Annotated in this window: 21 protein-coding genes and 1 pseudogene; 17 read left to right on the forward strand and 5 right to left on the reverse strand. The window is 66.7% G+C overall.

Annotated elements, in window-relative coordinates:
• Window positions 1–89: 89 nt before the first annotated feature.
• On the reverse strand, window positions 90–638 hold the full coding sequence (locus tag MFF13_RS17585) for a DUF6931 family protein (RefSeq protein WP_238272617.1): 549 nt from the start codon (window positions 636–638) through the stop codon (window positions 90–92).
• A gap of 7 nt (window positions 639–645) precedes the next feature.
• Window positions 646–2,475, reverse strand: coding sequence for a type VI secretion system Vgr family protein (locus MFF13_RS17590; RefSeq protein WP_238272618.1), 1,830 nt, complete (start codon window positions 2,473–2,475; stop codon window positions 646–648).
• Window positions 2,476–2,570: 95 nt separating this feature from the next.
• On the opposite strand from MFF13_RS17590, the gene MFF13_RS17595 reads away from it, so the two are divergent.
• From MFF13_RS17595 to MFF13_RS17655, 13 genes are all read left to right on the forward strand, one after another.
• Window positions 2,571–3,110 (forward strand): OmpA family protein, encoded by a 540-nt coding sequence (locus MFF13_RS17595; RefSeq protein ID WP_238272619.1) that lies wholly within the window; start codon window positions 2,571–2,573, stop codon window positions 3,108–3,110.
• A gap of 41 nt (window positions 3,111–3,151) precedes the next feature.
• Window positions 3,152–4,495, forward strand: coding sequence for a type VI secretion system protein TssA (locus tag MFF13_RS17600; RefSeq protein WP_238272620.1), 1,344 nt, complete (start codon window positions 3,152–3,154; stop codon window positions 4,493–4,495).
• Window positions 4,496–4,666: 171 nt separating this feature from the next.
• Window positions 4,667–5,194 carry a type VI secretion system contractile sheath small subunit gene (gene tssB / locus MFF13_RS17605; protein ID WP_238272621.1) on the forward strand — a complete coding sequence of 176 codons (528 nt, stop codon included), beginning with the start codon at window positions 4,667–4,669 and terminating at the stop codon, window positions 5,192–5,194.
• Between the two features lie 160 nt (window positions 5,195–5,354).
• A complete protein-coding gene (gene tssC / locus MFF13_RS17610) occupies window positions 5,355–6,854 on the forward strand; it encodes a type VI secretion system contractile sheath large subunit (protein ID WP_238272648.1) in 1,500 nt (499 codons plus the stop codon).
• Between the two features lie 107 nt (window positions 6,855–6,961).
• Window positions 6,962–7,444, forward strand: a complete 483-nt coding sequence (locus tag MFF13_RS17615) for an Hcp family type VI secretion system effector (protein ID WP_238272622.1) — start codon at window positions 6,962–6,964, stop codon at window positions 7,442–7,444.
• 108 nt (window positions 7,445–7,552) lie between these two features.
• Entirely contained in the window at window positions 7,553–8,086 is a 534-nt protein-coding gene (locus tag MFF13_RS17620) for a type VI secretion system baseplate subunit TssE (RefSeq protein ID WP_238272623.1), read from the forward strand.
• Window positions 8,083–10,056, forward strand: a complete 1,974-nt coding sequence (gene tssF, locus MFF13_RS17625) for a type VI secretion system baseplate subunit TssF (protein ID WP_238272624.1) — start codon at window positions 8,083–8,085, stop codon at window positions 10,054–10,056. Before MFF13_RS17620 ends, tssF begins: the two co-directional genes overlap by 4 nt.
• Before the next feature lie 39 nt (window positions 10,057–10,095).
• On the forward strand, window positions 10,096–10,548 hold the full coding sequence (locus MFF13_RS17630; protein ID WP_238272625.1) for a hypothetical protein: 453 nt from the start codon (window positions 10,096–10,098) through the stop codon (window positions 10,546–10,548).
• A complete protein-coding gene (tssG, locus tag MFF13_RS17635; RefSeq protein ID WP_238272627.1) occupies window positions 10,545–11,594 on the forward strand; it encodes a type VI secretion system baseplate subunit TssG in 1,050 nt (349 codons plus the stop codon). The genes MFF13_RS17630 and tssG overlap by 4 nt, the downstream gene beginning before the upstream one ends.
• 2 nt (window positions 11,595–11,596) lie before the next feature.
• Entirely contained in the window at window positions 11,597–14,260 is a 2,664-nt protein-coding gene (gene tssH, locus MFF13_RS17640; RefSeq protein ID WP_238272628.1) for a type VI secretion system ATPase TssH, read from the forward strand.
• A 276-nt stretch (window positions 14,261–14,536) separates the two neighbouring features.
• A complete protein-coding gene (locus MFF13_RS17645) occupies window positions 14,537–15,145 on the forward strand; it encodes a hypothetical protein (RefSeq protein ID WP_238272629.1) in 609 nt (202 codons plus the stop codon).
• A 253-nt stretch (window positions 15,146–15,398) separates the two neighbouring features.
• Window positions 15,399–15,764, forward strand: a complete 366-nt coding sequence (locus MFF13_RS17650) for a hypothetical protein (protein ID WP_238272630.1) — start codon at window positions 15,399–15,401, stop codon at window positions 15,762–15,764.
• Window positions 15,765–15,810: 46 nt separating this feature from the next.
• Window positions 15,811–16,107 carry a hypothetical protein gene (locus MFF13_RS17655; RefSeq protein WP_238272631.1) on the forward strand — a complete coding sequence of 99 codons (297 nt, stop codon included), beginning with the start codon at window positions 15,811–15,813 and terminating at the stop codon, window positions 16,105–16,107.
• Window positions 16,108–16,542: 435 nt separating this feature from the next.
• On the opposite strand, the gene MFF13_RS17660 is transcribed toward MFF13_RS17655, so the two are convergent.
• Window positions 16,543–16,836 carry a PAAR domain-containing protein gene (locus MFF13_RS17660; protein ID WP_238272633.1) on the reverse strand — a complete coding sequence of 98 codons (294 nt, stop codon included), beginning with the start codon at window positions 16,834–16,836 and terminating at the stop codon, window positions 16,543–16,545.
• A 476-nt stretch (window positions 16,837–17,312) separates the two neighbouring features.
• Here MFF13_RS17660 and MFF13_RS17665 point away from each other — a divergent pair, with 476 nt between their 5' ends.
• The 3 genes from MFF13_RS17665 to MFF13_RS26575 all read left to right on the forward strand — a co-directional run bounded on the left by MFF13_RS17665 (window position 17,313) and on the right by MFF13_RS26575 (window position 22,986).
• Entirely contained in the window at window positions 17,313–18,587 is a 1,275-nt protein-coding gene (locus tag MFF13_RS17665; protein ID WP_238272634.1) for a M23 family metallopeptidase, read from the forward strand.
• A 113-nt stretch (window positions 18,588–18,700) separates the two neighbouring features.
• Entirely contained in the window at window positions 18,701–21,232 is a 2,532-nt protein-coding gene (locus tag MFF13_RS17670) for a caspase family protein (RefSeq protein WP_238272635.1), read from the forward strand.
• A 92-nt stretch (window positions 21,233–21,324) separates the two neighbouring features.
• On the forward strand, window positions 21,325–22,986 hold the full coding sequence (locus MFF13_RS26575) for a transglycosylase SLT domain-containing protein (RefSeq protein ID WP_373322571.1): 1,662 nt from the start codon (window positions 21,325–21,327) through the stop codon (window positions 22,984–22,986).
• A gap of 671 nt (window positions 22,987–23,657) precedes the next feature.
• Here MFF13_RS26575 and MFF13_RS26435 read toward each other — a convergent pair.
• Window positions 23,658–24,303, reverse strand: a pseudogene (locus tag MFF13_RS26435) (methyl-accepting chemotaxis protein); the annotation flags it as partial.
• A gap of 172 nt (window positions 24,304–24,475) precedes the next feature.
• The gene (locus MFF13_RS17690; RefSeq protein WP_147829273.1) at window positions 24,476–25,414 is read right to left on the reverse strand and encodes a LysR family transcriptional regulator; all 939 of its coding nucleotides are present in this window, start codon (window positions 25,412–25,414) and stop codon (window positions 24,476–24,478) included.
• Between the two features lie 121 nt (window positions 25,415–25,535).
• On the opposite strand from MFF13_RS17690, the gene MFF13_RS17695 reads away from it, so the two are divergent.
• Entirely contained in the window at window positions 25,536–26,153 is a 618-nt protein-coding gene (locus MFF13_RS17695) for a YceI family protein (RefSeq protein ID WP_147765081.1), read from the forward strand.
• Window positions 26,154–26,172 lie beyond the last annotated feature (19 nt).

Raw genomic sequence — 26,172 nt, forward strand, 5'->3', positions numbered from 1 at the left:
TACAACGGTGCCGACTTCCGCGTCAGCCCCGGTCCGCGACGTTCCCAGGAAACGCGCGGGCGCCGTACTCCTTCGCGGCGGCCGCGCCCTCAATCCACATTCCGCATCAGGTGCAGGCCGGCATCCAGGCAACGGGCGAGTTGGGCGCGCCTGTCGTGGGCCGTCACCCGCGCAAGGCCGCTGAGGATGGCGACGCGGGCCGCACGAGCGGTATAATGCGGCTCGGGATGTGTGATGCCCATGCCCGCGGGTGCGATGTTGCCGCCCGACCAGCCGGCGGCGAGCGCCAGCCAAGTCGTCGGCGCGCGCCGATCGCTGGCCATCCCGAGGCGCAAGGCGGCAAGGCGCTGCGCCTCGCGGGGCTCGTGTACCCAGGCGTCGGCCGCCTCGATCGCCGCATCGGCGGCGAACGGCATCGGGGGCAACCGCCGGACGCACTGGCTCGCCCACCACACCGACTCGCGACGATCGAGCGCATAGGCGCAGAACGCGACCCCGTCCTCTGGAGTGACGCTCGTCCCAAGCGCGCGCAGGAACACCGGCGGGGACTCGGCCGTCGGCGCCGATTGCAGGTCGTCACGCAGGCTTGGAAAGGCTTCGAAGACTTCCAAGGCGGTGCTGAAGCGCAACTTCGTCATCGCGGCCTCAGTTTATTTTGATGAGCGGCGCGGTCTGGATAATATCGGCAGCACCTTCCAGCTTGATCTCGCCCGACTCGATCTTGATCGTCGCCGGCGTCATGGTAATCTTGCTCGCGCCGACCTCGAACACGATCTGGACGCCGGCCTTGAAGTGGATCTTCTGCGCGATGTCCGCGTCCCAGTTGCCGCTGGCGACCTTAAGTTTCTCGTCCCCGTTCTTCAGCGTGGTCGAGCGCGAGGCAGAGCCGGCCGGCGTCTCGAAGGTCTCGCCGATAACCCGCGTCTCGGCGTGGCGGATCACCGAATCATGGTCCTTTTCCGCGCGGAGCTTGATGTTCTCCTCGCTCTTCTTGTCCTCGAACAGGAACTCGTTGTAGCCGCCGTGCCCCTTGGTCGAATCGGTCTTCACCCCGGAGATGGTTTTGTTGTCCGGCAGCGGATACGGAAACTTGTAGTCCTTGTTGTACACCGTGCCGACCACGAGCGGCTGATCGGGGTCACCCTCGAGGAACTCGACCACAACCTCCTGACCGACCCGCGGGATGAACTGCCAGCCCCAGGACTTTCCCGACCACATCTGGGCTACGCGCACCGGCCGTGAAATCAGGGACTTGTCACGGTTCCAGTGGAACTGAACGAAGATGCGACCTTCCTCATCCACGTCAATCTCCTCGCCCTTGGACTTGTCGCGAGTAACGACAATCCCGGTTTGGGGCCCACGAATCAGCGGTTTCGGGGTCACGATAGGGGCGCGGTAAGGGACCTCGCTCTTCAGCAACTCGTAATGGCCGTGGTAAATCTCGTCGGCCTGAGCTCCGGCGCCGGATGCGTAGTCCTCGGCGACGAAGCTGTGCGTGGCGCGCACCACGAGGTATTCCGCATCGTCGGTCGGGTGACGCGACAGCTGAAATAGCCCGCCCGGAAACAGGCTCACCGCATCGCCTGCCGCGTGCTTGCGATGGTCGAGTGCCTGCTCGGCCTGAAGCCTGATTTTGGCGAACTTCTCCCCGTGACCCTTCTCGATGTAGCGGCCCGGGTAGTCGTAGCTCTCGAACGACGCCTTCTCGTAACTTTCCGAGCCGCGAGCATCGGACTTCAGGTCCGCGGTCGGCTTGAGGTAGTCGTAGTCGTTGAGCGCGAACTTCCCCGTCCGAAATCGCCGTTCGGTGACCCAGTGGTACACGTGCTCGGCGGTGCGACGGTTCTTCTCCGCATGCGGGACAAACGAGAGCTTGGCGGCCGGGCCGGAAACCTTCTCATGGCATGACTTCGCGTTCGCCAAAACGAGCTCGTGCTTGTCCTTGGTATGGACGTGGTAAGTGTAGAGTCCAAACTCTTCCATCAATCGCGAGACGAATACCAGGTCGGTCTCTCGGTACTGGACACAATACTCGATCTCGGGAAAGTCCGACTCGCTGGCCTTGACCCTGTAGTCGCTGAAGCCGGCCTTATCGAAGACCTCTTTGATGATCTTGATGACATTCTTATTCTTGAAGATGCGACAGTCGCTCCGTCGGCCAAGCAACCAGAGCCACGGCCTGAGGACAAGGCGGTAGGCGTAGAGAGCTCCCTGCACGCCGACCCATTGCGCCTCCACGAGGACGCCGTTGAAGTGCCGTTCCGCGCCAAGGTAGCTCTGGACCGATACGGTGCAGGGACGTCCGACCGAACGCGAGAAGTCGATGTTTTCTTGCGTGCTCAGTGCATCAATCCGATACTCGAACAGCTCGCTCAGGCCTTCATCGGCATCGAAACGGGACAAAACCAGCTTATCGCCCTCGACGGGAGTCTTAAGCCTCGCGATCCGGGTAGATTGACCGAGTTCCGACGGCATGCCTTCCAACGTCCTGTAGGCGCTCGCACCCCTGCGCGCAGCTTGACAGTAACGGGGTTGACCAGCATAGTCGAGCGGCGATCAGGGGATTGGACATGGAACGGGCGTTTTCGAAGTTGGCAGTGGGTCTCGGCGGCTTGCTGGCGCTCGCCGGGGCGGCCGTCGCGGAGGACAAGCCATCCTACCACGCCGCCGACATCGAGCGGCATTTTCTCCCGGATCTCGGCCCCTCTCGCGCCCTGTGCATCGGCGCTGAGAGCGAGTGCGCCAAGGGCGTGCCGAATCGCCCTAAGGTCAGCAGCGGCTTCGATCTGATCGTCACCTTCGACTACAACTCGGACGTGCTCACCTCGAGTGCCCGCGCCAACCTCGACGAGTTCGCCAAGGCCCTGCGCGGGGCGCAGCTCGGCAGCACGGCCTTCATGGTCGAGGGTCACACCGACTCCAAGGGCGGTGACGCGTTCAACCTCGATCTTTCGGCGCGCCGCGCCCGCTCGGTTGTCAGTTATCTGTCCGAGCACGGGGTCGAGGCCGACCGTTTGGAAGCGAAAGCCTTCGGCAAGGCCCGTCCCCGCACCGGTAACCCGGACGATCCGGCGAATCGGCGCGTCGAGGCACGCCTGCGCGGAGAGTAGCGCGCGTCTCGAAGCCAACGCGTCGATCCGATTGCATCGTCATGGCCGCGCCGGATTATGCTGCGTTCCTCAAACCGGTCACTGAGGCTGAGCCCTCCGGGCCGGACCTCGACTTCGAAGGCGATCCCGACTTCCTGCAGTTTATGGCTCGGGTCGAGTCGCTGCTGCCCGCCTCGTTCTTCACCTACGACGGCGGGCGATCGGTCCCCTTCGAGCGATCGGCGGAGTTCAAGGCCGAATACGCGAAACTCTCTTCGCTGGTCGTGCCACTGTTGGAAGCAACGCGGGATATGCGGCTGCTCTCCATTTGCTGCCGCCTGCACGCGCTGGACCGTGACCTCACGGCCTGTGCGAACTGCCTCGAGGCGATCGCATCGCTCTTGAGCAAACAATGGGACGCCGTCCATCCGCGCGGCGAGGACGGTGAATTCGGCTACCGCATCGCCGTACTCCAGGCGCTGGACGACGCGCCGACCATGATTATGCCGCTCCAGCATCTGCCGCTGTTCTCGAACCGACGGTTCGGGTCGATCACCCTGCGCACGGTCGCGGTGGCGAGTGGCAATGCGCAGGCGCGGACCGGCGAGACGACGCTCGATTCCAGTGAGCTCGACCGGGCGCTGCACGATGCCGACCCCGCAACCATCGAAGCCGTGAATGCCGACGCGCGGCGGCTGCACGCGGCCGCACTCTCGATCGGCGAGACGTCGGCGCAAGCGACGGGTGGCCAGAACGCGGTCAGGCTCGATCGACTCGTCGCGGTCGCCGACGGCATCATCGCCTTCCTCGGCGGCGGGGAAGCTGCAGCACCGGCTCCGCCCGGCGAGTCGAGTTCCTCCGGCATCGACCCGCCGCTCGTGCCTACCGCGTCGGCGCCGGGCACTGTGTCCGGCTTCGTCGAAGCCGCTGCGGCGCTCTCGGCCGTCAGTGCGTATTTCGATGCGTTCGAGCGCTCGAGCCCAGCCGCCCTGCTCGTGCGGCAGGCGGCGCGCCTGATCGGCCTGCCGTTTCACGAGATGATCCGTACTCTGCTGCCAGATCATGCCGAGGAGGCGACAATCCATATCGGTCCCACCCCGGAGAAATCATTCTTGCTTCGCGTCGACCGCATGATGGAGAACGGCGACAAGGCGGTGCGATCGGAGGATGAGGGGTCGGTTGCCTCCGTGGGTGCGCCGGATGTTGCGGTCCCTTACTTCGTAGCGACGAGCCGCCCGGAAGCGATCGCGTTGCTTCGGAAGGTCGGCAACTTCTACCGGTCTCGCGAGCCGTCCAGCCCGATCCCGCTTTTTACGGATCGCGCCTGCGCGATGGCGGACAAGGACTTCCTGACGATCCTCTCTGATGTGCTGCCGGGCGTGCGGCTCGCACGTGAGAGCGATTAACGCTGCTTCGGCTCAATCGGATCCTTGACTTTGCAGCGCCTCTATATTGAATGTCGGTCCGGTGGATAGCCGAGCTTAAGGTGCACCGCACCCTGAATCTCGTTTTTTCAATACCTAGCGAGATGGAACCCACGCGGCGGGTGCCGGCCGGACGACTGTTGAGGGAAGCGGATGTCAGATTCCGGGCAGAAATTCATCAAAAGGAACAGACCTCCGCGGGTGCACATCACCTATGAAGATCCTTATGATGCCGAGAAGAATATCGAGCTTCCGTTCGTCATGGGCGTGATGGCCGATCTCTCGGGCAACGCCCCCGGCGTCGAGAAGGAGAAGGTCGGTGACCGCAAGTTCGTCGAGTTCGACATGGACAACTTCGATCGCCGCATGGGGGCGATCAAGCCGGGCTCGAGCTTTCGGGTCCGCAACAAGTTGTCCGAGAATGAGGACGACAAGCTTTCGGTGAACCTCCAGTTCAACAGCATGGCCGACTTTAGTCCAGCCGCCGTGGCGCGGCAGGTGGAGCCTCTGGCGAAGCTTCTAGAGACGCGCGAACAGCTCGCGAACCTTCTGCGCTACATGGACGGCAAGTCCGCCGCTAACGACCAAATCCGGGACCTGTTAAAGGATCCTGAGAAGATGGCCGCCCTGCGCCAGCAGATCGTGGGTCGTCAGCCTGCTTCCGACGAGCCGGAGGCTTGAGCGGCGCGGACACGCGTCGGCGGGCGACGGCTCGGCAGTGGGCCGAAGCGCGAGCGTGACGGACGAAGGCTCGCGGCGATGCTCGATCGGAAACGAATCGGGCATCGCCGCGAGGGCAGGCGCGGAACGGGACTTCCAAGAGGCAACCATGTCGGCAGGAATGACGGACTATGAGCATCAGCGGGACGACGCCGCGGCTGCGACGACCGAGCAAGACGATTTCTCGGCCCTCCTGAAATCGAGCTTCAAGCCGCGGAACGACCGGGCGAAGACTGAGGTCGAGAACGCCGTCGTCGCCCTGGTGAACCAAGCGCTGGCCAATGCGGACGTGATCAAGGACGATGTCCTCGATACCGTCGAGGAGATGATCGCGCAGCTGGATCGGCGCCTGACCGCGCAGGTCAACGAGATCCTGCACGCCGAGGAGTTCCAGCGGATCGAGTCGGCTTGGCGCGGTCTCAACTACCTCGTGATGAATTCCGAGACGGACGCGACGCTGAAGATCCGCGTCCTCAACGCGTCGAAGACCGAGTTGTACCGAGAGCTTCGGCAGTATCCAGGCGCGCGGTGGGACCAGAGTCCGCTGTTTAAGCAGGTCTACGAATCGGAGTTCGGCCAGCTCGGCGGCGAGCCGTTCGGCTGCCTGATCGGCGACTATTATTTCAGTCACCAGCCGACCGACGTGTCGCTGATGCGCGATCTGAGCAAGATCGCCGGCGCCGCCCATGCGCCGTTCTTCGCAGCCGCGGACCCGACTTTGCTCGGCATGGACAGCTTTACCGAACTGAGCAATCCCCGCGACATCGGCAAGGTTTTCGACACCCCCGACTACGCCGCCTGGAAGTCGCTCCGCGACGCGCCGGACTCGCGATACATGGGTCTGTGCCTGCCGCGCGTACTCTCTCGCGTCCCCTACGGCGCCAAGACCGAGCCGGTGGAGGAATTCGCTTTCGAGGAGCAGAGCGACGGCCATGCCGGCGAGAACTACGCCTGGATGAACGCGGCCTACGCGATGGCCGTGAACATCAACCGCGCTTACAAGGAATGCGGATGGACCGTCCGCATCCGCGGCGTGCAATCGGGCGGCGAGGTGGTAAATCTGCCGAGCCACACCTTCCCGACGGACGATGGCGGCGTTGACCTGAAATGCCCCACCGAGATCGCAATCAGCGACCGGCGCGAGGCGGAACTCGCCAAGGCCGGCCTAATCCCCCTGATCCACCGCAAGAACTCGGACAAGGCCGCATTCATCGGCGCCCAATCCCTTTACAAGCCGAAGACGTTCTTTGGCGAGAAAGGCGTCGAGGCGACCGCATCGGACAACCTCTCGTCACGCCTGCCGTACATGTTCGCGGTCTCGCGTTTTGCGCACTACCTGAAGTGCATGGTTCGCGACAAGGTCGGCTCCACCAAGGAGAAGGAGCAGCTCACCAAGTGGCTGCAGGAATGGATCAACCAATACGTCGACGGTGATCCGATCAACTCATCCGAGCAAACCAAGGCCCGCAAGCCCCTGCGGGACGCGCGCGTCGACGTCTTCGAAAACGAAGAGAATCCCGGCTACTACTCGGCGCGCTTCTTTCTGAGGCCGCACTACCAACTGGAAGGCATGGATATCGGCATGAGCCTAGTCTCCCGCCTCCCCGCACCGGTCGCCTAGACCACCGTCTTCCTCCCGCGGCAGAACCTCGTCGGCCGACGCGGCGCGGTCCGCGGCGGACCGGCCGTTCCCCTCTTCACCCTGCGAATCAGACCAGGAGCGTCATCATGGCATTGGACATCTTCCTCGACCTCGAGGGCATCAAGGGCGAGGCCCAAGACAAGACGCACAAAGACAAGATTGACATTCTCGCGTGGAGCTGGGGCGCGAGTCAGTCTGGAACCACGCATATGGGTTCGGGCTCTGGTTCGGGAAAGGTGCACATCCAGGACCTTAGCGTCACGAAGTACATCGACAAGGCTTCGGCGACGCTGATGCTGCATTGCTGTAACGGAAAGCATATCTCCAAGGGCACGCTGATCGTTCGCAAGGCTGGCGAGAACCCGGTCGAGTACATCAAGATCGAGTTGAAGGACATCATCGTCACGCACGTTTCACTTGGCGGTTCGGGCGGCGAGGATCGGCTGACCGAGAACATCACGCTCAACTTCCGTGAGTTCAAGTACGTCTACACGACGCAGGACAAGTCCGGCGGCAAGGGCGCGGCTCCCGAAGCGGCCTGGAACGTCGCTCAGAACGCCGCGGCCTGAGCGGCCACACCGTCGTCCCGGGCGTGCGCGTCCCGGGACGATCTCCGTTCCGGATAGTCCGGGCCGGTTCGCTCCCGCTCCCTCCTACGCCATGGCCGGACAGCGAAGATGACGACCCGCGTCCGAATTCCCGTGGCCCAGGCCTTCCGCAGGGCGTTCGAGGAGCGTGACCGGGGCATGTCGGCCAAGGCACCCGACCCGGGGACTGAGGGCGTCGTTTCTGGGCGTCTCAGCCTCGGCCGCGCCTCTATATCGGAGCGCGACCTCCACGGCGTCGTCGCGACCGAACTTTCCGGACTGATGAACACCGTCAACTTCGCCGCCGGGACTGACCTGTCCGAATACCCTGAGGTGCGGGCGTCGATCCTTAATTTCGGCTTTCCTGACATGGTCCATCGCACGATCGGTGAGGGCGGCGTCGATGATATTGGCGATGAACTCGCTTGGGTGCTGGCGACGTTCGAACCGCGGCTCGTCCGGGAGTCGATCCGCGTCACCCGCGACCGGCGCGTCGATCCCGACAGCCTGAAATTGCGTTTCGTCGTTGCCGCAGACCTCGATTCTGAGCCACTGAAGCTGCAGGTACAATTTCTTGCCGACCTCGAGCGGGATACCGGCAAGATCGTGATCCAGCGGCGATGAACCAGGAGTTCCTTCACCTCTACAACCGCGAGCTCAGCGTCCTGCGCGAGCAGGCGGTGGAGTTCGCCGACGCCTATCCCGGTATCGCTGAGCGCCTTGGCGGCTTGCTCGACGAACGCGCCGACCCGATGTTGCTCGGGATGCTAGAGGGGGCGGCTTTCCTCGCGGCGCGCGTGCAGCTCAAGCTCAAACACGAGTTCCCCGAATTCACGGCGAACCTGCTGGAGCAGTTGGTCCCCAATTACCTAGCGCCGACCCCATCGGCGCTCATGGCGCGGGTCTCGCCGATATTCGGCGACGCGGCGCTTCGCGCCGGATACCGCATTCCGCGCGGGGCCTACATCGATTCGACCTACCGCGAAGAGCTACGGCAGGTAACCTGCCGTTTCCGCACCACGTCCGACCTGACAATCTGGCCCTACGAGATCACCCGGGCCGATTACCACACGACGCCGAGTGCGCTGCAGGCGCTCGGCGTCCCTGCGGGGCGCGAGACCGTGGCCGGCCTGCGCATCGTCTTGGCGCACCGCATGGCCAAGGAGCCGGCGGGCGAGATGCCGGATCACGAGGCGGCCAAGACCCCGGCGGCGTGGTTCGCGAACGGTCCGATCCGCTCGCTGCCGATCCACCTCGTCGGCCCAGAGGCAGAGGCCGTGGCGCTTCTGGAGCAGATCTTCGCCAACCGGACGGCGGCGTATTTCCGCTACCTCGACGCCAATGGCGACCCGGTGACGCTTCGACTGCCCGACGACGCGCTGGAGCCACTTGGATTCGAGCCGGAGGACGCCCTGATCCCGAACGACTTGCGGGTGTTCGAGGGCTTCGACGTGCTGCGCGACTACTTCCTGTTCCCGCGCAAGTTCCTCGGCTTCGCGATCACCGGGCTCGACGCCTTCAAGGAGCGGCTGAAGGCGCGCACCGTCGAGCTGATCGTGACGTTCGACGAAAGCAACCCGCGCCTGCCTGCGGCAGTGCAGGCCGACGCCTTCGCGTTGCACGCGGTGCCGGCCACGAACCTGTTCCGGATGTCGCTCGACCGGGTGGCCGTCAGCACTCGTCAGCACGAATACCACCTCGTCCCCGATCGCAGCCGTGCGCTGGACTACGAGGTCCACCAGATCCTGGAGGTCGGTGCGCATTATAGCGGCCGGGCGGACAAGGTGCCGGTGCCGCCGCTCTACGCCCCGGGGAGCCAGCCCGGCAGCCCGGTCCGGGCGCGGGCGCCATTGGCCTACACCGTGCGCCGCCGCCCGCGCTTGCGCACCGGCACCGAGCGCGCCTACGGCGTGGTGTCCGACTACACAGGGACGGACATGTTCCTCTCGCTCTCCGAGCCGACGCGGATCAGTGAGGACGGGGGGGTCTCGGAGATCAGCGTCCGGGCGCTGTGCACGAACCGTCACCTACCGGAGCAACTGCCGACGAGCGTCGGCGCGTTCGATCTGCACTTCCTCGACGATGCCGCGCTGCCGGTGGGCTGCGTAGTCGGGCCGACGCGGCCGCGAGAGGCCGTGGTCGGTGCGCTCCAGAGTCGGACGGAGATGGCGCATACCGGCACGGTGGCGTGGCGGCTCCTTAACATCCTCAGCCTCAACCACCTCGGCCTCGTTGCCCGTGGCGCTGGACGCGACGCCGAGGCGCTGCGCGAGGTCCTGATGCTGTTCGCCGACCTGAGCCAGGGCACCGTGGAACGGCGCATCCGCGGCCTGCGCTCCGTCGACAGCCGCCCGGTGGTCCGGCGCCTGCGGCAACGCACGGGGACCGGCACGGCGCGGGGTACCGAGATCACGGTGTTGGCCGAGGATAAGGCCTTCGAGGGAACGGGGGTGTTCCTGCTCGGCGCCGTGCTCGACCGCTTCTTCTCCGAATATTCCGGGCTCAACCACTTCACCCAGACAGTTCTACGCACGGTGGAGCGTGGCGAGATCATGCGCTGGCCGCCGCGGCTCGGCGCGCGGAGGCCGTTGTGAAACCACGTCTGCGTCGCGCCGACAGACGGAGGCAATGAAATGGCGCGCAAGCCCGATTGGCGGTCCGATATCAACGAGATGAAAGGCCGCGCGCTTTGGTCGCTTCGTGGTCCGTTTTCGCTCATCAAGGTCAAGCCCATCGCTGATGCCGTCGTCACGATGGTTGGCGGTTGCTTTACCACAGAGAGTTCTATCAGCGGTCTTGACGTCCCGGCGATGGAGGGTCGCCTCGGCTTCGAACCCGGTCATTTCAAAAACGGCGTGCTCATCTACACCTTCGCACGGCTGCCGGCCCGCTCCGAATACACCTATGAACTCACCACGAAATTTCCGGACGGTCTCGCCTACGTCGCGTGGTCGAGCGATCAGCATTATCCGCCCGGTGTAGGGCATGCGCACCAATGGTGCGTCCGCCCTGGCGTCGGCATCCCCGTGTTGCCCGTCCACGTCGCTATGGCCGACCGGTCGGAACGCTATCGGGCGCCGACATGAGCATCGCCGACGACCTCCGTGCCCGCCCCTACGACTTCGACCTGCTCGGGACCCTGCGCCTGATCGAGCGCAGCTTTCCCGACAAGCCGCGCATCGGCGACAGCGCGACACGCTCGGACGACTTCGTCTGCCTCGGAGAAGATCCCTACCTCGCGTTTCCAGCCGCCAACATTCATCGCGTCGACAATGATGAAGCAGGCCGGATCAGACTGTTCGTGCGCTTCCTCGGCCTCCTCGGGCCGCAGGGTGCGCTTCCACTCCAGACCACGGACGAGGCGCTCACCTGGGATCACGCCGGACACGATGCCTTCGCGCGCTTTCTCGATCTTCTGAACCATCGCTTCCTGCAACTGTTCTTCCGCGCCTGGGCGGATGCGAGGCCGATCGCGCAGGCGGACCGGCCGGGCGAGGACCGCTTCGTCGCCTATGTTGGTTCCAGCGTCGGCCTCGGCTCACCGATCTTCAACGCACTTGACTCCGTCTCGGATATCGGGCGGCTCGCCTTCGCCGGTCTGCTCGGCGCGAAGGCGAAATCCGCCTCGCGGCTGCGGCAGGCCGTCGAAGGCCTGTTCGGCGTGCGCTGCGAGGTCGAGGAGTTCGTCGGCGCGTTCCTGCCGTTCGAGCGTGCCGACCAGACGCAGCTCGGGGCCGCCCATGCGCGGCTGGGGCTCGATTGCCTCGTCGGGGCGAGCGTGTTCAGCATCGAGGACAAGATCTGCTTAAGGCTCTACGCCGAGGATCTTCCGACCTACGAGCGCTTCCTGCCGAACGGCCCGCTGTGCACGCCGCTGGCGGACCTGCTGTTCTTCTATCTCGGCTCGGAACTCGACTGCGAGGTTGAACTTGCCCTGCCCGAGCGCGCCGTGCGGCCGCTCTGCCTCGTCCGTGAGGGCGGCGGCCAGCTCGGCTATACAAGCTGGATGGGGCGCAACCCAGATCCCGGCCAAGCCGACGCGTATCGCCGCGATGCCCGCATGAATCCGGCTGAACGCGCACGCCGGACCTCAGACGCTGGCGCGGCCCCACAACACGACGCAAGGGGATGACAATGGCCGACATCAGCCTGGAAACCGTGACGGGCAAGCTCAATCGGATCGGCTACGAGGGATTCATCCAGGGGCTGCGCAGTGCCAAGGGCGCGGGCAACCGGAACGTCGAACTGGCCCACTGGCTGCTCCACGTGCTTCAGCGCGACGCGACCGATCTCGGGCTCACGGCGGATGCCTACAAGCTCGACCGGGCGCGCCTGCTCTCCGACATCAACGCGGCGGTGGCGGGCTTGCGCAAGAACGAGACAGGGATGCCGGGGGTGTCGAACACCCTGGTCGACCTGCTCGACCGCGGTTGGCACTACTCGACCTTATTCTTCGGCGAGACGCAGATTCGCACAGGCCACGTCCTCGTCGCCGGTCTGAAGTCGCCCGAGTTGAACCGGGCCTTCATCGCCCTGTCGAAGGAGTTCGCTCGGATCCCTGTGGAGGCGCTCACCACCGAGCACCGCGGGATCTGGTCACGCTCGGAGGAGGAGAACCTGCGGCCGATGGACGGCTCGGGCGCCGTTGCCGCCGGCACGCCAGGCGCCGACGCAGCGAGCGCCAAGGGCCAGACAGCCCTCGACCGGTTCTCGCAAGACCTTACGGCTAAGGCGGCATCGGGCGAGATGGACCCAATCCGCGGGCGCGACGATGAGATCCGCCAACTGATCGACGTGCTAATGCGGCGTCGGCAGAACAACCCGATCCTCACCGGAGAGGCCGGCGTCGGTAAGACTGCGGTGGTCGAGGGCTTCGCTCAACGGATCGCGGCCGGCGACGTCCCGCCCGCGCTGAAGGGCGTGCGGCTCTGCGCCCTCGACATCGGCCTGATGCAGGCCGGCGCCTCAATGAAGGGCGAGTTCGAGCAGCGCCTGCGCTCGGTGATCGACGAGGTGCAATCCTCGCCAACCCCGGTGATCCTGTTCATCGACGAGGCCCACACCCTGATCGGCGCCGGCGGTGCTGCCGGCACAGGAGACGCCGCCAACCTCCTGAAGCCGGCGCTCGCCCGCGGCACATTGAAGACCATCGCCGCGACCACGTGGGCAGAGTACCGCCAGTATTTCGAGAAGGACCCGGCGTTGACCCGGCGTTTTCAGTCGATCCAGATCGGCGAGCCCGACGTGGCGCGCTGCTGCGACATGCTGCGCGGGCTGCTCGGCCCCATGCAGAAGCATCACGGCGTGCGCATCTCGGATGCGGCGGTGGTCGCCGCGGTCGAGTTCTCGCACCGCTACATTCCGGCCCGCCAATTGCCCGACAAAGCGGTGAGCCTGCTCGACACGGCCTGCGCCCGTGTCGCCATCAGCCAGAGCGCGACCCCGGCGGCGATCGAAGACATTCGGGTTGCCATCGCGGCCCGCGAATCGGAGCGCGCGGCCCTCGTTGAGGACCGCGATCTCGGCGCACCGAACGAGACGCGCGTCACCGAGATCGACGCGGAATGCGAAGGTCTCGCCGAGACACTGGCCCGACTGGAGGCGGAGTTGGCCTCCGAGCGCGCACTGGTCGACGAGATCCTCGCCTTGCGCACCGGCCTCGGCAAGCCGGCGAGGGCCGAGACCGAGCTGCCGGATCCGGAGACGGCGCGCACCACCCTCAAGGAACGCTCGGCCGCCCTCGACGCGATCGATCCGGAGGGGCGCATGATCTACGCCCATGTCGACGAGCAGGCCGTCGCCTCCGTGGTCTCCGACTGGACCGGCATTCCGGTCGGCCGGATGGTCCGCGACGAGATCGAGACGGTGCTGCGCCTGCCGGAGACCCTGAACAAGCGGGTCGTCGGCCAGTCGCACGGGCTCGCGATGATCGCCAAACGCATCGAGACCAACAGGGCTAAGCTCGAGAACCCAAACAAGCCAATCGGCGTGTTCATGCTCTGCGGCCCCTCCGGTGTCGGCAAGACCGAGACGGCGCTGGCGCTGGCCGAAGCCCTTTACGGGGGCGAGCAGAACATGATCACCATCAACATGAGCGAGTTCCAGGAGGCGCACACCGTCTCGACCCTCAAGGGTGCGCCCCCCGGCTACGTAGGCTACGGCGAGGGCGGCCGGCTCACGGAGGCGGTGCGGCGCCGGCCCTACAGCGTGATCCTGCTGGACGAGGTCGAGAAGGCGCACGGCGACGTGCACGAGATCTTCTTCCAGGTGTTCGACAAGGGCGTGATGGAGGACGGCACCGGCCGCCGCATCGACTTCAAGAACACGCTGATCATCCTGACCTCAAACGTCGGCACCGACGTGATCATGCAACTCTCGCAGGATCCGTCCTATGCCAGCGACCCGGAAGCGCTAGCGGTGGCTTTGCGCCCGCAGCTGCTCAAGGTGTTCCCGGCTGCGCTCCTCGGGCGTATCGTGACGATCCCCTACTTCCCGCTCTCGCCGGACATGCTCGGTGGGATCGTCCGTCTTCAGCTCGACCGAATCGGCCGCCGCATTCGCGACAATCACGACGCGGCGTTCTCCTATGACGACGCGGTGGTCGCGCATATCGTCTCGCTCTGCAACGACCCGGATTCAGGCGGCCGGATGATCGACAACGTGATCACCAACACGCTGCTGCCGGAGCTGTCGCGGGAGTTCCTGAAGCGGGCGCTCGCGAAGGAGTCCGTCGCCGGCATCCGGGTCACGACGGAGGCGGACCAGTTCGCCTACACCTGGGATGGCGCGGCCGGATAGGCCGGGATCGCGGAGGGAGCGGACGCTGACGGATTAAGGAGGGGTGAATGCCGAAAACGATACCCCCTTCGGTCGGACTAAACGAATTGAACCGGTCCGGCGACGTGAAGGTGGTCCAACACCTTCTCAATGGAACCGCAGCCTCGGGCACTCCACGGCTCAAGGACCACGGAGCTACCGGATTGCTGCCGCTGAAGGCGATCGAAGCCTTCCAATCGACGGTCGTCGCTGGTCCCGACGTACCGTCGACGGCACGGTCGAGCCCAGCCAGACGACGTGGAAGGCGCTCAATGGCAACGTCGTGCAGATCGCCCGGATCATGCCGCAGCCTTCGCCGCTATCGGCCTGGCAGGATTTGCCCCGGCCGCCGGCAAGCCCGTCACCGCGCCGAAGTGGGCCGCCCCCGCCTCCGGCCCTTACACGCCCTGCCGCCAGGGCTCGTACAAGGAGGCGCAGGGCAACGGCAACGGGGAGAAGAACCAGTCCATCGCGCGTTACGACTGTGCGTTGTGCGGCTTGACCATGGCGGCGACCTTCTTCGGCACGCGAAGCGAATATTGGCCTGTGGATCTCACGCCGAAGGATTTCGACCCGCATCGGGCCAACACGATTTGCCGCAAGGCCGGAGCGTTCAGCGGGTTCCATCTCGCCATGGGAAAGGCTGCGGCTGCGCTCGGCATGCCCTACGACGGGTACGGTTTCGCCGCGAGCCTGAACGAGGGCGACATCGACCTCGTGGATGCCAACTTGAAGCGCGGCAAGCCGGTGGCGGCCAACGTCGACTACAAGAAAGGCAGCTGCGACGACCACTGGATTCTCCTTACCGGAGCAGCCGGAGCTATCTACTCGGCCATCGATCCGGCCACGGGCAAGCGGGTGAAGTAGACGAGCAACCGCGAAGGCGCATCCGCCAACGCCCGCTACGAGACGACGCGCAAGGACCGGTCGGGCGTTCTCTTCGATTTCCAGCGTGGCGCAGGCAAGAAAGACCACAGGGATGCTTACGTCGTCATCTGTTTCGCTTGCCTCGACCAAGCCTGAGGTCGACGCACGATGCTGCAACGCTCTCCATCGAACAGTCGCGCCCGCCTCGCGGTCCGAACCGGCGCGCGAGCCGCCGTGTTCGCGGTCGCCGTACTTGTGGCAGCACTCGCCTCGGCGGCCGGCCGGCCCGCCCCCCAGCCTCGCCTGCCTCAACAGCCTGCACCTCGACGGGCTGGAACCGATCCGGGCCGCGGGCGGGAAGCCGCTCCGTATCGTCGACGAGCTTCCGATCCGGGAGCTGACGAGCGACAATCTCGTGGCGGGCCTGCGCGTCGTCGAGATCATGGTGACCCAGGTGTCCGGCCCGCCGGTCGCGATCGGGTACGCGGAAAGCGCGCGGTCGCCGGCGACGATGCCGTCCGTCGATGTGCCGACCCCCGTGGTCTTCGGGATCGGCATGCGCAATGCAACCGGTGCACGCAGCGGCCGGCTCACGGTGATGGTCCGACTTGGACAGTAAGCGGTATGGCGCCGGATGCGGCGCCGATATCCCATGGAGGCGAGGTATGACGATGAGCAACAGCTTCGAGCAGGTGGACGAGCCGCCTTCCGACGCCATGACACTGGCGCTCCGGCGCGACGGCGACACGCAGTCGGCCCAGATCACCTGTCCCGCCTCGGCTGCCGGCGGACGGCTCCCGAAGGGCTTCCGCGGGGCCGAACTTCCCTTGAAGGACGCCTTCCGCGCGGCGATTAAATTCGCCAACGACTTTAAGGTGCCGATGGTGGTGCACGACCCGGATGGGCTGTGGCAGGCCGAGTGGGGAACGCTCTACCGGGAGGACGACGACATGGAGGCGTAGGTGTCCGTATAGCCCGTCCGGGGCGCCGGCTCCGCTATCGCTCAGAACTGCGCTAGGATGTCAGGCTACGCGACCGGAGCCTTAATGTCTGCCTCAACGCAGTTCATACACATGCAAGGAAGCCGTCGATGTCATCGGACGTGAAGCGCACCGCCTTCGAAGGTCAGAAAGTCCAAGCATCCCGCAATATAGAAAATATCAAGTCACATCAGAATATATCGATCGATAAATCTAGCATGCTGCAGAAGCCCGAAAATATCAAAATCATGGCCGGCACAAGTGGATACATTAAAGAAATTAACCGATCCACAAGGCGAATGCTGATCAAATTCAATCCAGACACAGTCAATATGGTCGCGCTATGGATCGATTTTTCCGCGGTCGTGACAAATATTCGATACATGGATGACCACTATGGAGGATAGCGCGTAGCGCCTAACCCCCAATTAGCACCGTCGGAAGCCCAGTCACGATCACCCCGCCATGGGCGGTCGTGTCGCCGATGCGGGCGGCCGGCTTGCCGCCGATGAGAACGCTGGTCGAGGCCTTCACGATCACGTCGGTGGGGCCAACGCAGAGTGCCATGTCGCCGATGCGGGCGGCCGGTAGGTTGCCAATCAGCACCGTGGGGCAGCAGGGCGACAGGATCGGGCCGCCGACATGGGGCACCAGCACCGTCACCATCGGACAGGTGTGCTGGTCGGTGATGCGTGCGGCTGGCTGACCCATCGTCCGTCCCCGCCCCGCGGCCCAGGCCGCATCGCGACGGTACACAGTTACCGGCACGATGTGAACGGGAATCCTCGCGTGCTGTCGAGCGAACGCCTTGTTTCGGCCTCAGGGCCGAGATCAATGTCCACGAAACGTTTTCTGCGAATGCGGGGCGTCGTCGGCATTGACGGGCTCGATCTTCTTGTCGATCGGCGTGATGCCGGCGCCCGATGGACGAGACAAGTCCATCGCATCGCACGCCGCCGCCGCCACAGGTCAGCAGCCGACCTGTGGTGGCGGCGCTATAGCCGACGGGAAACGGGGATCGGGCGGTCCACATCACGCGCGACTTGGGCTACTCTCGAGCGGTTGCAGCCCGAGAGAGGCCCCGCAAGCGAGCTGGGAAGAAGGCGTCTTTGAACCGGACCCGCACCAAAATCGGTCGGAGCGTCCCGGCCGGGCCGCGCCCCACGGCGCGCCGCCCGCGACGGCAGGTGGCCGCCTATCTACTCGCTCCGGCCCTGGCCTGGGGTGCAGCAGCGTCCTGGTACGCCTGGCGCGGCGCAGCGGAGGCGGAGCAGGCGCTGGCCGACGGGGCGACGCAGAAGGCGGCCTACGAGGACAAGGTGCGGGCGCTAACACGCCGCCTCGTCGGCGTCGCAAGCCATCAGATGCTGGAGCAAGGCGGCCTGGCCGACCGGATGGCCGACATCGTGACCCGGCAGGTCGAGTTGGAGACACGTGCGGCGACGCTCGCGGGCTACGCCGAGCGCATCGCCGACCCGTCGCGGGGCGCTTCCGCCATGGAGGCCGCGCCCGCGCGGGCGCAAGCCGACGAGGGCCCCCGCGAGACGACGCGGGACGCGTCCACCCGCCTGGATGCGCGCGGAGCCCCCCCGCCCCCCAACGTTCTGCGCATCGGTGGGCCGGCGCCGGGACAGCCCGCGCCGCCACCGGGACCGCGCTCTGCACTCGACGGCGTCGGCCCAGTGCGGTCCGACCGGATCCGGGAACTACTCGCCCTGCCGACGCGGGACCAGTTTGATGCCCTCGATGCCTCCCAGGCCCGCGTCGCGGCGACCCAGAACGGAGCACTCGCCGCACTCGCACAAGGCGCCCGCAACGGCGGCGTCCGCATCCGCACCGTGCTCGCCGAGATCGGGGTCGTTCCGGTCATGCCGGCTCTTTTACCGCCGCCGCGGCTAGCTGCGCCGCGCGACGCATTCGCGGAGGGCACGCGGCACATCGATGCGGGGCTCGCCGAGACGCACCGTTGGCGGGTGGCGGCCGATTCGGCGCCGCTGCGCCGCCCGATCGATGCCGCGGAACGCAACCTCACCAGTAACTTCGGAACGCGCAAGGACCCGTTCACCGGCGTGGCGACGATGCATGCGGGTATGGATTTCCGCGCGCCGGTGGGCACCAGCGTCGTCGCCACAGCGGCGGGCCGGGTCATCACAGCCTCAGTGACCGGCGGCTACGGCAATCTCGTCGAGCTCGACCATGGCAACGGCGTCATTACGCGCTACGGCCACCTGTCGGCGTTCCAGGTCTCCGTCGGGCAGAGCGTTCAGCCGAATACGGTGATCGGCCTTGTCGGCTCTACGGGACGCTCCACCGGCCCGCATCTCCACTACGAGACCCGTCTTGTCGGGGTCGCCGTCGACCCGATGCGCTTCCTCAAGGCGGGGGTCCAACTCTACGAGCACGCCCCGTCCGCCGAGGCGCGGGTGTCGCAAGCCGCGATCGACGAGACGTCGGAGGATTAATGTCGATCCTTCGCGCGCCCGGTCGCGTCCGAACCCCGACGCAAAGTCGTCGCAGCCCCACCCCCGCGCAGGGGGCCGCATGCGCGCTAGTCCTGCTTCTGTGCCTGTGCCTGATGTTCGCCGCAGACCCGGTGCTCGCCGCACCGCGAGAGCGGCGCGTCGCGCTGGTGATCGGCAATTCCGCCTACGCGCGCTTCCCGTCGCTGCCTAACCCCCGCAACGACGCCGAGGACGTGACTGCCGCCCTGAAACGCGCCGGCTTCGAAGTGATGGGCGGAACCGACCTGTCGCGCGAGGCCATCCGTGACCAGTTGCGCCTGTTCGCCCGCGCAGCGCAGGGGGCGGACGCCGCACTGGCCTACTACGCCGGCCACGGACTGCAGTATAAAGGGCGGAACTACATTGTCCCGGTCGACGCGAAGCTTCAGGACGAATTCGACCTCGAATACGAGACCGTTCGGGTGGACGATGTCGTCGGCGAACTCAACCGTGCCGAGGGCGCTCGCATCCTCGTCCTCGACGCCTGCCGCAACCTGCCGCTGAAGGAAAAGAGCGCGCGCAATCCGTTCGCCGATACGGGCCTTGCCAAGATCAGCGGCCGTGGGCTCGTGGTAGCCTACGCGACGCAGGCCAACGCGCTTGCCTATGACGGGACCGGGCGCAACAGCATCTTCAGCAGCGCCTTCCTTCGGGTCATCGACGAGCCCGGCCTCGACCTGCCGCAATTTTTTCAGCGCGTCAGCATCGCCGTAGACAAGCAGAGCGGGGGGCGCCAAACGCCAGAACTGTCGCTCTCCTATCCCGGACAGTTTTTCATCAACCGCAGCGAGACCGATCGCGACGTGTGGCGCCGTATCCGTGAGGCGACCGATCCGGCCTTATTCCGCGACTTCCTTAAACAATATCCCGGCAGCGACCTCGCCGACGCCGCCGCTTCGAGGTTGGCGCGTCTGGACGACGCCTTCGCGACGCGTCAGCGGCAGCCGGACGAGTGGGCGGCCCTGAAGCTGGAGCAGGCTCGACGCGTCGAGGCTGCGCGTGCGCGGCGCGAGGAAGAGGCGGAGGCGGTTCGGCGCGGGCTCGCTGAGGAGAAGGCCGCCGAGGACCGGCGCGTCGCCGAGCAGGCGCGGGTGGCCGAAGAGTTACGCGAAAAGCGGCTCGCCGAAGACAGGGCGGCGGAAGCGCGCCGCCTAGCCGAAACGGCCCGCATCTCGGAAGCGGCACGCCGGAAATCCCTTGCCGAGGAGCGGGCCGCCGAGGCGAGGCGCGTCGCGGAACACGCCCGTGCCGCCGAGGAGACGCGCAGGCGCGCCCTCGCCGAGGAGAAGGCCGCCGAGGATCAACGGATGGCGGAACAGGCGCGCGCGGCGGAGGAAACCCGTCTCGCCCACGTGGCAGAAGAGCGGGCCGCCGAGTCACGCCGCGTGGCCGACAGGATGCGCGCGGCGGAGGAGGCCCGCCAAGCTCGTATCGCCGAGGAGAAGGCCGCCGAGGACCGACGGATGACGGAACAGGCGCGCGCGGCGGAGGAGGCCCGTCTCGCCCACGTGGCAGAGGAGCGGGCCGCCGAGGCGCGCCGCGTGGCCGACAGGATGCGTGTAGAGGAGGAGGCCCGCCAAGCTCGTATCACTCAGGAGAAAGCCGCGGAGGGTCAGCGTCTTGCGGAGAAGGCCCGGGCCGCCGAGGAGCGGGCGGCAGAAACGCGACGTCTCGCCGAGCAGACCCGAGCCGTCGAACTGGCTCGCGCTGCCGAGGAAACTCGTCGCAAGGTGCTCGCCGAGGAAAAGGCAGCGGAGGACAGGCGCGTTGCCGAGCAGGCGCACGTCGCCGAAGAGCGGGCTGTGGAGACGCGGCGCCTCGTGGAACAGGAACGCGCCGCCGAGGCGGCTCGGATCGATCTGGCTCGGGCCGCTCCCGAGGCGCCTGCGCCGCTCGGCCGCTTCGCGGCGCTCGACGCGAAGGCCCCGGTGTCCGGCAACGAGCCTGAGCCGCGGGCGGTTGCCGTCGGCAACAGCCGGATGGCCTACAACGAGCCGCGGGCGCCGCTGCCCGATGCCAAGCCCCCCGTCAGCGCCTTCCCGGCGGAAACCCTCGATAAGGATAGGCTGCATCGCGAAGCAGAGGCCGAACTCGGTCGCATCGGGTGTTTCGAGGAGAGCGCCGACGCGACCTGGAACGTGAAGTCTCGGAGCGCTCTGGCGAACTACGCCCTGCACGCGAAGCTGACCCCCGTCCCGACCGAGCCGACGCCGGACCTGCTTCGAGATCTCAAGCTCAAGCCTGCCCATTTTTGCCCGCTCGCCTGTGGCCCCGGCACGAAGGCGCATGGCGATGCCTGCATCGCGGTGGAAAAGCCGCAGCCGGTCGCGCGCAAGCCTAAGCCTAAGCCGGAACCGGATGTCGTCGAGAAGGCTCGGCCGAAGCCGCAGCGCGAGGCGGTCCGGCCGCGGCCGCAGCGCGAGGCGGTCCGGCCGCGGCCGGAGCCGGCGCAGGAGCGTCCGAAGCCCCGCCGCGAGGCGGTGCAGCCGAGGCCGCGCCCGGCCCCGGTCGCAGTTGCTCCGCGGCCCGCCGCCGCCCCGCCCCAGGCACCGGTCTCGACCGCTGCGCGGCCGATGCAGCGCCCGATGATGGGTGTGGGATTCTAGGTGGATGGTTTCGTAACGAGGCGGTGGGGCTACCCGTGTGGCACGATATGACATGCTGCCCACCGGTTTCTTGATTTGGACTGGATAGGCAGGTGAAGCAGGGGGCCGAAGTACAAGCGATCTCGGAGGAGCAGTGCCTCGCGGAAACGATGCGCCTGCGCCACCTGGAGGCGGCGTGCGCGGCCTGCGGGCGCAGGGCCGGGTTCGCAGCCACCGGAACGCATCGGGCGTTCGCCTGCAACGCCTGCGGCTACAAGATCTATCCGTGCCAAGGGACACCGTTCTCCAAGCCGCAGCCACAGTTGGTGCACTGGTTTCACACGCTCCACGCCCACCGTACTGGCACGCTAGGGTCGTCGCGAGATCTCGCTCGCGCGCTCGGCACCTCGAAAATCCTGGCCGAGCACCTCCATGCCCGCGCCGTGGAATTGGAGCTTGCCGGACCGCAGGGAACGCCACCGGTCGACTGGTACGCTGCCGCCAGCGACTTCGTATCGGAGCGCCGCGCCGAGGCGCGAACCGTACAGGAACCAACGCGCCCCGCGCAGCGCGGCGAGACCGCGTGGGCGACGCTGCGCTCCCTGGTCCGCCTGCCGGACACGGAGCGGCTGCCCTATCTCGGTGCCGGGCTGATCCTCGTTCTCGTCGCGGCGGCCCTTGCCTTCGGCACCCTCCTGGCGCCGAGCGCACCTGAAGAGGACCAGGATCTCGTCCAGGCCACCGCCATCCTGCAGCTCGCCCCGGATTCGGCGGTGCTGCTCGTTTCCGAGGACGTAGCCGCGCAACTCTACGACGTGTCGGACCTCGACGCGTCGGCCGCTTCGCCGCTGATACCGGTGATCAAGCTGGTGCCCAGCGGAGTCGCGCTCAAGCGCATTCCCCTGGCCGAAGCGCAACCCCTCTCGCGGCCCGCCGTAAAGCTCGCGACCTCGGTGGGCAGTGCGATCCTCAGCGGCGACCTGTCGGCCGCGCGAAAGGGGGCCTCAGCCCGCCCGGAACTGGCGGCCTACGAATCGCTTGCGATCGCGCTCGAGTCCAGCGGACCGAGCAACCCTGACGAAGTGCTGATCTTCGGCCCGATGAAGATCCGTCGCCACCTCGTTGAGAAGATCGTCCGTGCTGCCCGGATTACCAAGACCGACCCGGTGTTGTTAATGGCGATTGCCGACAAAGAGTCAAGTTTCGCCACCGAAGTACAAGCTCAAACTTCTTCCGCAACCGGTCTGTTCCAGTTCATCGAGCGCACGTGGCTGGGAGTAATTAAAGATTTTGGGTCGAGCTATGGCCTCGAGCGCGAGGCACGCGTCGTCGCGGGCGACCTTTCGTCTGCGGAGCGGACGCGCATCCTCACGATGCGGAACGATGCGTACCTATCGGCTGTGTTTGCCGCTGAAATGCTTAAGCGGGACAGCGAGCGGATCGGTCGCCGGCTCGGGCGGCCGCTAACTGGCGGCGAGACGTACCTCATTCACTTCCTCGGTCCGGATGGGGCCGAGCGCCTACTCGCGCGGGCAATGACGGCGCCCGATGCCGTCGCTGCCGATCTGCTGCCGAAACCGGCGGAAGCGAACCGCCCGATATTCTACTCTGCCGGTGCCGGCGGCGAACGGCGTGCCGTATCCGTGAGCGCATTGCGCGACAAGTTCGAGACGATGATTGGGGTGAGATTGAATCGCTATCGCAATGTCCATACGATTGCTGCGCCTGGACCGGCAGTGGAGCCACTCACCGCTGAGACGAGACCAGCCCGTTGATCAGCCGGAATGGCGTTGCGGCAGCTTCGAAGAAGGACAGTGCGCGATGTGGGTGATTCGACCAATAGGTTATGCCAGCAGAGGCGCGGCGCTCATTGTATTCGCCCTTACGGGCAGTTCGGCCATCGCGGACCCGGTGGCCTCAGTCGAGCAGCCCGTTGCGATCTCGCCTGCGGCACCTGCCCCGGCAGCAGCACCTGCTCCAACGGCAGCCCCCAGAACGGTTGTCACTGCCGTGCGAACCCGGTCTGCCGTGCGCGTGATAAAGGAGCGGCGCATGACGTTGCGGGCTCGTATCGCTGCGGAGCGCGCCATCTCACAGTCGGCGCGGGAGATCGCTGCCGTGCGCGCCGCGCGATAAGGCGATGCGCCGTGATTTAGCATGGTCCACCTGGCAGAACCATGTTACAAAACCTGTCTGTTCCACTGTTACAATATAAGAATAAAACCTATAGTATTTGTTGATTTTGTTGATAAATTCGGCGTTTTGTAGAATTCGATCCTCTCCACCGGCACCAGCTTGGCGCTCTGCGCAGCATCATCGTCCGCGACAAGACCGCGGTCGCCGCGAGCCCGCATCACCGCGCCGACCGACCGCGGTCATCACGCGATATCCCACCGCGTACCGGCGCGCATAAGCTGACAAAGCGGCAGGCGCGGCGGCCCGCAACTCATGCCGCGCGCACCGTCGCGAGGAAGCGGGTCACCTCCGCGCCGAGGTGGTCGGACTGGCGCGACAGCGCGGAGGCCGACGCGAACACCTGGGACGCCGCGGCCCCCTTCTCCTCGGCGGCGCCCGCCACGCCGGCGATGGTGCTCGTGACCTCGCTCGTCCCCACCGAGGCCTGGGTGACGTTGCGCACGATCTCCTGGGTCGCCGCGCCCTGCTCCTCGACCGCCGCGGCGATCGTGGTCGCCATGGCGCTCATGTCGCGGATGCGCACCGCGATCCCGTCGATCGCCGTGACCCGTGGCCGACTGGATCTGCGCGATCTGCCCGGCGATCTCGTGGGTCGCCCGCGCCGTCTGGCTCGCCAGCTCCTTGACCTCGGCGGCCACCACGGCGAAGCCGCGGCCGGCTTCCCCGGCCCGCGCCGCCTCGATCGTGGCGTTCAGCGCCGGGAGGTTGGTCTGCCCGGCGATGCCGGAGATCGGCCCGACCCCGTCGTCGATCTTGGCCGCGGCCCGGGTCAGGGCCTGGACGAGCTGCGCCGTCTCGTCGGCCTCGCCCATGGCCGCCTGCGCCAAGCTCGCCGAGCCCTGCACCTGTCGGCCGATCTCCTGGACGGAGGCGCCGAGCTCTTCCGCGGCCATCGCGCCGACTTCGTCTCGGCGGCCCGCACCGGGCACCGTCAGGCCGACGTCGCCCTAGGCCAGGCGGCCCATCATGGCGGTCACGCCCGTGATCGGGCGGGCGATGCCGGCATGCGGCGGCGGCAGGGCGCCGGCCGCCGAGGACCGCAGACAGGCTCTCAGGACCGTCCCGGCGTCAGCTCTGATCGGACTCGACCGAGAACCGCTTCATCATCTCGGCGCGGACGTGTTCGCGGAAGACCCGCACCCGTGCCGGCAACTCCCGCCCCGCGAGGCTCACCGCGCGCAACGCGCCCCCCGCGGTCGCCCAGGGCGCGAGCACCCGCACGAGCGTTCCGCTCTCGAGGGCGCGCGCCGCCACGGCGCTCGGCAGGTGGCCGATGCCCGCCCCCTCCTGCGTCAGCCGGAAGACCGCGGCGAAGTCGCTCGCCCGGATGGCGGGGTCGAGCGAGACCTGCTCGATCCGGCCGTTCCCGTCGTTGAGCAGGAAGCCCGTCGCGCCCGGCCGCTCCCGGGACAGGATCAGGTCGTGCTCCGCGAGCGCCGCGAGGTCCGCCGGCGCTGGATGCCGTGCGAGGTAGTCCGGGGACGCGTAGAGCCCGATCCAGAGGTTGACGATCAGCGCGGCCCGGTATCCGCTCTCCTCCGCGTCGCCGAAGCGCAGGGCGAGGTCGATCCGGTTGGCTGCGAGGTCGAGGCGCGCGTCGGTGTTGATCAGGTCGATGGTGATCTGCGGGTAGGCCCTGCGAAAACTGGTGAGGATTCCCGGCATGAGCTCGATGCCGAAGTCGACTGCGGTCGTCACGCGCAGGTGTCCGGCCGGGACGGTGCGGGCGTCGCGCGCGGTCTCGGCCGCGTCGTCGAGGAGCGCAAGGCTCTCCTGCGCCTTGGCGTAGAACGCGACGCCCTCGGCCGTCGGCGTCACGGCGCGAGGGTGCCGGGCCATCAGGGTGGCGCCGAGCGCCGCCTCCAGCCGCGAGATGCGCCGGCTGACGCTTCCCTTGGTCTCGCTCCGGCTGGCCGCCGCCGCCGTCACCGTGCCGAGGTCGATGACCGCGCAGAAGGCGCGCAGGTCGTCGAGGCGACCGCCGAAGGTTTCCGTTCTCGCAACCATGTAGTGCCGGATAGCAGGCTCAACCCCGGCCGCCAACGGGGCTAGGTGCAGGGTCAGTCGCGGGGGCGCTCGGCCCGGCCGTCGTGGTGGCGAGCCCCCGTCCACACCAAGGAGAAGTCCCTTGAAGTCCTTCCTCGGCTCCGGTCTCGCCTCCGGCCTCGCCCTCGCCCTGCTCGCGGGCACGCCGGCCCTGGCCCAGGCGACCCGCGACCCCGCCCAGATCCAGTCCGGCACCTACGCGGTCGATCCCGGCCACACCCAGGTCGGCTGGCGGGTGTCGCACATGGGCTTCTCGAACTACGCCGGCGGCTTCTCGGACGTCTCCGGCAGCCTCACGCTCGACCCGAAGAACCCGGCCGCCTCGAAGCTCTCGATCAAGGTCCCGGTCGCCTCGGTGACGACGACCAGCGCCAAGCTCACCGGCGAGCTCAAGGGCGACCAGTGGCTCGACGCCGGCAAGTACCCCGACATGACCTTCGTCTCCACCAAGGTCGCGCCGGCCGGCAAGGACCACGCGAAGGTGACGGGCGACCTGACGCTCCACGGCGTGACCAAGCCGGTGACCCTCGACGTGACCTTGGTCGGCGCCGGCGCCAACCCGCTCAGCAAGAAATACACGGTCGGCTTCGAGGCGACGGGGACGCTCAAGCGCTCCGAGTTCGGCGTGAAGACCTACGTGCCGCTGATCGGCGACGAGCTCCACCTGACCATCGCCGGCGCCTTCGAGCGTCAGGACTGACCGGTTCACAGGAGGATGG

It is taken from the genome of Methylobacterium cerastii (assembly GCF_022179125.1).
GTDB classification, from domain to species: Bacteria; Pseudomonadota; Alphaproteobacteria; order Rhizobiales; family Beijerinckiaceae; genus Methylobacterium; species Methylobacterium cerastii.

What these genes read in the sequence shown, in the direction of transcription:
- MFF13_RS17585 (WP_238272617.1), bottom strand. Translation starts at nt 638, where the DNA reads ATGACGAAGTTGCGCTTCAGCACCGCCTTGGAAGTCTTCGAAGCCTTT.
- MFF13_RS17590 (WP_238272618.1), bottom strand. Translation starts at nt 2,475, where the DNA reads ATGCCGTCGGAACTCGGTCAATCTACCCGGATCGCGAGGCTTAAGACT.
- MFF13_RS17595 (WP_238272619.1), top strand. Translation starts at nt 2,571, where the DNA reads ATGGAACGGGCGTTTTCGAAGTTGGCAGTGGGTCTCGGCGGCTTGCTG.
- MFF13_RS17600 (WP_238272620.1), top strand. Translation starts at nt 3,152, where the DNA reads ATGGCCGCGCCGGATTATGCTGCGTTCCTCAAACCGGTCACTGAGGCT.
- tssB (WP_238272621.1), top strand. Translation starts at nt 4,667, where the DNA reads ATGTCAGATTCCGGGCAGAAATTCATCAAAAGGAACAGACCTCCGCGG.
- tssC (WP_238272648.1), top strand. Translation starts at nt 5,355, where the DNA reads ATGACGGACTATGAGCATCAGCGGGACGACGCCGCGGCTGCGACGACC.
- MFF13_RS17615 (WP_238272622.1), top strand. Translation starts at nt 6,962, where the DNA reads ATGGCATTGGACATCTTCCTCGACCTCGAGGGCATCAAGGGCGAGGCC.
- MFF13_RS17620 (WP_238272623.1), top strand. Translation starts at nt 7,553, where the DNA reads ATGACGACCCGCGTCCGAATTCCCGTGGCCCAGGCCTTCCGCAGGGCG.
- tssF (WP_238272624.1), top strand. Translation starts at nt 8,083, where the DNA reads ATGAACCAGGAGTTCCTTCACCTCTACAACCGCGAGCTCAGCGTCCTG.
- MFF13_RS17630 (WP_238272625.1), top strand. Translation starts at nt 10,096, where the DNA reads ATGGCGCGCAAGCCCGATTGGCGGTCCGATATCAACGAGATGAAAGGC.
- tssG (WP_238272627.1), top strand. Translation starts at nt 10,545, where the DNA reads ATGAGCATCGCCGACGACCTCCGTGCCCGCCCCTACGACTTCGACCTG.
- tssH (WP_238272628.1), top strand. Translation starts at nt 11,597, where the DNA reads ATGGCCGACATCAGCCTGGAAACCGTGACGGGCAAGCTCAATCGGATC.
- MFF13_RS17655 (WP_238272631.1), top strand. Translation starts at nt 15,811, where the DNA reads ATGACGATGAGCAACAGCTTCGAGCAGGTGGACGAGCCGCCTTCCGAC.
- MFF13_RS17660 (WP_238272633.1), bottom strand. Translation starts at nt 16,836, where the DNA reads ATGGGTCAGCCAGCCGCACGCATCACCGACCAGCACACCTGTCCGATG.
- MFF13_RS17670 (WP_238272635.1), top strand. Translation starts at nt 18,701, where the DNA reads ATGTTCGCCGCAGACCCGGTGCTCGCCGCACCGCGAGAGCGGCGCGTC.
- MFF13_RS17690 (WP_147829273.1), bottom strand. Translation starts at nt 25,414, where the DNA reads ATGGTTGCGAGAACGGAAACCTTCGGCGGTCGCCTCGACGACCTGCGC.